This is a genomic window from Sulfitobacter sp. HI0129 (genome assembly GCF_001635395.1).
Taxonomy (GTDB): Bacteria; Pseudomonadota; Alphaproteobacteria; order Rhodobacterales; family Rhodobacteraceae; genus Sulfitobacter.
In genome coordinates this window covers 1-4,823 of the sequence record NZ_LWGH01000307.1, presented here as the reverse complement: position 1 = coordinate 4,823, position 4,823 = coordinate 1, and the positions used below count along the sequence as shown (strand labels likewise).

The 4,823-nt window shown below is 56.4% G+C and carries 4 protein-coding genes and 1 pseudogene; 3 read left to right on the top strand and 2 right to left on the bottom strand.

All coding sequences use genetic code 11. The annotated features are described in order from the left end of the window. Nucleotides 1–491: pseudogene (locus A3764_RS07150) on the bottom strand (TRAP transporter permease); the annotation flags it as partial. A 70-nt stretch (nucleotides 492–561) separates the two neighbouring features. Beyond that, on the bottom strand, nucleotides 562–1,491 hold the full coding sequence (locus A3764_RS07145; protein ID WP_067951386.1) for a TAXI family TRAP transporter solute-binding subunit: 930 nt from the start codon (nucleotides 1,489–1,491) through the stop codon (nucleotides 562–564). A gap of 388 nt (nucleotides 1,492–1,879) precedes the next feature. On the opposite strand from A3764_RS07145, the gene A3764_RS07140 reads away from it, so the two are divergent. The 3 genes from A3764_RS07140 to A3764_RS07130 form a co-directional block, all read left to right on the top strand. Next, on the top strand, nucleotides 1,880–2,428 hold the full coding sequence (locus A3764_RS07140) for a MarR family winged helix-turn-helix transcriptional regulator (RefSeq protein WP_161487231.1): 549 nt from the start codon (nucleotides 1,880–1,882) through the stop codon (nucleotides 2,426–2,428). Between the two features lie 578 nt (nucleotides 2,429–3,006). Further along, complete coding sequence (locus A3764_RS07135) at nucleotides 3,007–4,215, top strand: TAXI family TRAP transporter solute-binding subunit (protein ID WP_067951382.1); 1,209 nt, start codon at nucleotides 3,007–3,009, stop codon at nucleotides 4,213–4,215. 135 nt (nucleotides 4,216–4,350) lie between these two features. Continuing rightward, on the top strand, nucleotides 4,351–4,823 hold a 473-nt coding region (locus A3764_RS07130; RefSeq protein WP_201722412.1), incomplete at its 3' end, for a hypothetical protein.

The following is a 4,823-nucleotide window of genomic DNA, read 5'->3' as shown; positions in this document are numbered from 1 at the left end:
ATATATATGGCAAGCCGGTCCCAGAGAGTCTGCCGGGTCATGCCGAACGGCAACAGATGCCCGACAAGCGCATAAAGGATGAACAGAATGACAATGGCGGTCAGACCCCAGCCCGTCAGGCGTCGGACCGCCTCAATCGTAAGGACCATCAGAATAACGCTGATGATCAGACCATCCAGAGGCTTGTAGACCAGCTCATTGACAATATCCGGGTAGCGGACCGCGATGTACAGTGAAGCGACAAGCCCCAACCCAGCCAGGATCGTGTTGAAGATGACGCTAAAGGTGCTGGGTCCCGCAGTCGTCAGATAGGCGAGCGTCAATGCAGACCCGAACACGAAGGCCAAATATTGTTCAGTGAACAACGAAACGCCCAATGCCGATGGCAGGTCCACCGCGAACGCGATCGCACAGAGCGTCAAGACCGTCGCGGCAACTGTCGCCAACACGCGCAGGAATGCTGGTCTATCGGTGATTGATCTGCTTGCCACAGCAACCCCCCTCATAAGAAGTCGGTACGCGGCCAGAACGGAACCGTCGCGCCGACTTCAGGATTCTGTTCTATTGGAGAGCGGCCGCTGCACCGGGGTGATATGGAATGCCGATATCGACATACATGTTCTCGGGGTCGAAGCCGGAAAAGGTCCCAAAGGAGCTGACCAACTCATCCTTGTGAGTCCGAAGAATTTCAACCACGTCTTGCACCGTCTCGTCAGGCACATGCTTACCGGCCACCAGCATATAATCGTAAGCCATCACCGGGATAGGCTCGGCAATACCCGTGCGGTTCGGGGCGGGATCCGCCACGGTGACATAGGCTTCGGGAACAACGGCTTTCAGGCGGGCCTCCGCTTCGTCGGTGTCGGGCAACGGCAGGAAGTGCAGACCGCCGACCGAAGCATCAACCTCCGAAACCTTCCCGGCTCCGATGGCAAAGAACGCACCATCGGCACGGCCGCTTGCGAAATCATCGGCCCCGCGCAAGACGTTCGGGACAAGGACAGGTGTAATCTCCTCAGAGGACACGCCACCACCAGCCAGGATCGCATCTACCACCCGCGCGATTGTCAGCTGGCTGGTATAACCATAGGTAACGGTATGACCCTTCAGATCGGCAACGGTGTCCAGTCCAGAATCGTCCCGTGCGAAAATGCCGACATAAAGCGGGAACAGGCGCGCGACCGGGGCAATCTGGTCAAGGGCCTTGCCCTCGAAATCGCCCCTTCCACCTAGCGCATCACCGACTTCAATCGCATTAGCGATGCCAAAATCGAGCTCGCCCAGCTGGATCAGCGGCAAGTATGCGCTGGTGCCCGCATTGGGCTGAACGAGGGCGCCAACCCCATTGTCTGACAGAACTTTTGCAATGGCACTCCCCATGGAATAGCCACTCGTCCCCTGCCCCATCGTGCCAATTCCAAGCTGCTGGGCATTGGCCGCCTGTGCAGCAAATACCGTGGCGATGCCCGCCACCAATATACGAAGCTTCATGTATTCCTCCCTTTTGCGTAGGCTTTTCGTGCAGGTCGCTTGAGCGAGTACGCTCCTTACATAGTTCGCCTTACTATCTATTTATCGGGTAGCTCGTCAAGGCATTGTTGCCGTGTTCGGGACTCCGTTCGCGCGGCCGCCCCGTTCCGCCTATTTGCACGGCGACGGATGCGGTCGCACCTCCCACGGAATGAAACAGCCACAGACGATCCGGCATACATGTAGCGGCACGCATCATGAAATGGACTGACGGGTGCCGGCCATATGACACCGATCGCCGACGACGACGGGTTCGGTCATACCAGTTGGCTGCAGGCGGTTTATGGTCTTCCCTCATTACGATTCCGATGGTAAAAAAGAAGCATACCCTACCTACTTGAATGAGATCATGAACGGCAGAACCAACGACACAGACCCCAGCGAAGACCGCGTAAATTTCGGACGATTGGCATTCACGACTGGATTTCTCGTAAGGCGGCTCAACAATCTTCTGTCGACCTCATGGTCTGACGATACAACCAAGGTCAAAACGAAGATCACCTCCGTTCAGGCAGGTTTGATGATCCTCATCGACCAGAATCCTAAAGTGATACAAGCGCAACTGCTCAAGGCTCTCGACATTGAAGGACCGACGCTGGTTCGCTCGGTCTCCAGGCTGGTCGATCTGGGTCTCGTCGAGAAGAACAAGAGCAACACCGACAAGCGGGCGTTTCTTCTCAATCTCACACAGGCCGGAAAGCAAACGCTGAACGAGATCGAAAAGGAAATGACGAAACGCGACCAGGCGCTGGAAATCAGCATCGATCCCAAGGATATGGAGACCTTTCGGAGAGTCACCAAGATGATGATCCTCAAGCTGTCACGAAATGCACAATCGGGAAACCTTGACGGATTGCTACATGGCGAGCGCGGGCTTGAACCGATCAAGCGCCCCTGAACCCGCGGGACCTGTTGATTTCCCGCCTGCAGCGTACCTTCGCAGGTGGCGTGATTGGAGTTCGCGCTTCCGGGTTAGGCCATCGCCTCTATGAGAAGGTCTTTGGCTTCCAGGCGCCTCGGCTAACTCGCGGGCCATCGAGGCAATACATCAGCGCTAGGATTGCCGCCTTCGATTGCTGGCTAGCGTTTGTACATCGCTAAAACACGCGCTCCGCCCCCCCTTTTTCACGCCCGAAGTGGGCGCAGAGCCATGCGCTTTCAGATGGTGGCGCCGATCATTTTGGTCATCGTTTCGTCTGCTCAGCCGCTTCACCGGCCGCCAACTATTTGCGAAACGCGAATTATGGGTTCGCAAAGCCGCTGTTGAAGCGGTTCATCCGTCCATCTACTTCTCATCAAATAGTGGCGAAATGAGCGTTCTGATCGGAGGATATCGGGGGCGTGTTGTGGAGCCGGAGGGAGCTGCCCACGTCACATGTTCGCCATTCGCGAATGATTCTTGTCGATTTCAGACAGGGTGCCGTTAAGCCGGATGGGGTTGTCGGTAAATTCAAGAGAAAGTGGAGGAGAACAATAATGAATAAGAAATTCGTAACGTCGATCGCTGCGTTGGCGGTTGGAGTTTGCCTGTCGGCCAATGCGTCGGCTCAAGAGGCACCTTCGACCTATAAATGGCCCGACTATTTCAACGTCATAACCTCAGCTGTGGGTACGGCAAACCACTCGCTGGCTGTCGCCTGGACCGCGAAATTCTCGACGGATACCGGCGTCAAGGCTCGCGTTAAGCCGTCTCCGAACGGCTATTCGCGATCCGCTTGGCTGGCGGAGGGAGAGGGCCGGCTCGCGCTGTCGCAGGCGTCGACCTATTTTGACAAGATGGATGCGGCGTTGGGCTTCGCCTCGCCGGCGGCCGGCCCATCGGATACAAGGTTGTTTGGTATTTCCGCCATATCTGCGTGGGGCTATGTCGTTCGAGGAAATTCCGATATAAAATCACTGGATGATATCGGCCCTGGCACCCGGATCGCTTATGCCGAGTCAACGCCTTTTCTAGCTGCAGGGATTGACGCGCTGCTTGCCTACAGGGGACTGGAAAAGAGCGACGTAAGCCTCATTGAGGTTGGCAGCTATTCTGCCAACACGACCGTCCTGACAGAGGAGCGCGCAGACGTCACTTTCACAGGCCCGCTATCAGGGATCAACTATCAGGCCGAAGCCACCCCGGGCGGGATAAGATGGCTACCATTGCCCGAGAGGTCGGACAATCCCGAAGCCTATGATCGTTACCGCAAAATCCTTCCGGGCTATTCGCCGGGCATCAACCAGACAGGCACTGAATCATCAATCGGCATACTGCTCGATCATTCGTTCCAAGACTACCACGTTCGCGGCGACGAGGATGAAGAGTTCGTCTATCAACTCTACAAATGGACGGTGGAGCACCATGACGAATATAAAGACGACTATGTCCACGCCAAAATGATGTCGCTGGAAAATCTGGTGAAATATCTGGACCAGGGGGCCCTTGAGCCACTTGCCGATGGAACCATTCGCTATTTGAAGGAAGTCGATCTCTGGAAGCCGGAGTATCAAGCCCGGCAGGATGCGCTTATTGCATTGGCGGAGCGGCAGGTCGAAGCGTTCAGGGCGGCTGTGGATGAGGCGCGAGAACGTGGCATCACAGTGCAGCAGGGCGATCAAGAATGGATCGATCTCTGGAAGGAGTATCGCGTGTCGCACGATATTCCTTTGTCTTTTGGCAACGCCGTCCGGGCGCTCGACTAAGAGTAACCCAAGGCAGAGGGTCGGGGCGGCCAAGAAAGTTGCCGTCCCGCCTTTATCTTTTCCTCTGGCGCACAGCCAGCCGGCCCGTCCTATGGAACGGCTGTCGACCCGTCAATTCATGAGAGACACAATCCGATGCAAGATGCTGCAGCTGCGACGGAAGAGCCCGCCGGGGCCACCGTGCCGGATCCGACCCAAGAGATGTCGCGCTTCGAGGCGATTCCTCGGCCCCTGAGAGCCGTCATCCTACTGATGAGCGCCACCGGAACCGCCATGGCTACCGGCTACATCTTCGGCTGGATTCATATTTTCAACATCAACTACTATTTCCTGTTGATCGCGGTTTATTTGCCCTCGGCATTTCTACTTCTGCCGGCCGGCAACTGGGAAAAGGTGCCCGGCCCGCTCAGCTATATTCCTGCGTTGGCGACCTTTTTCTGCGCCGGCTTGCTTTCGCTCCATGGCAAGTCAATCGCACTCGATATTTGGGTGCCAACCTCGCAGGCCTGGCAGTTCTATGTCGCGCTTTCGCTCTTTATTCTGATTATCGAGGCCGCGCGCCGCTCCGGTGGTTTGATCTTCGTGTCTATCGTCATAGTGCTGGGCCT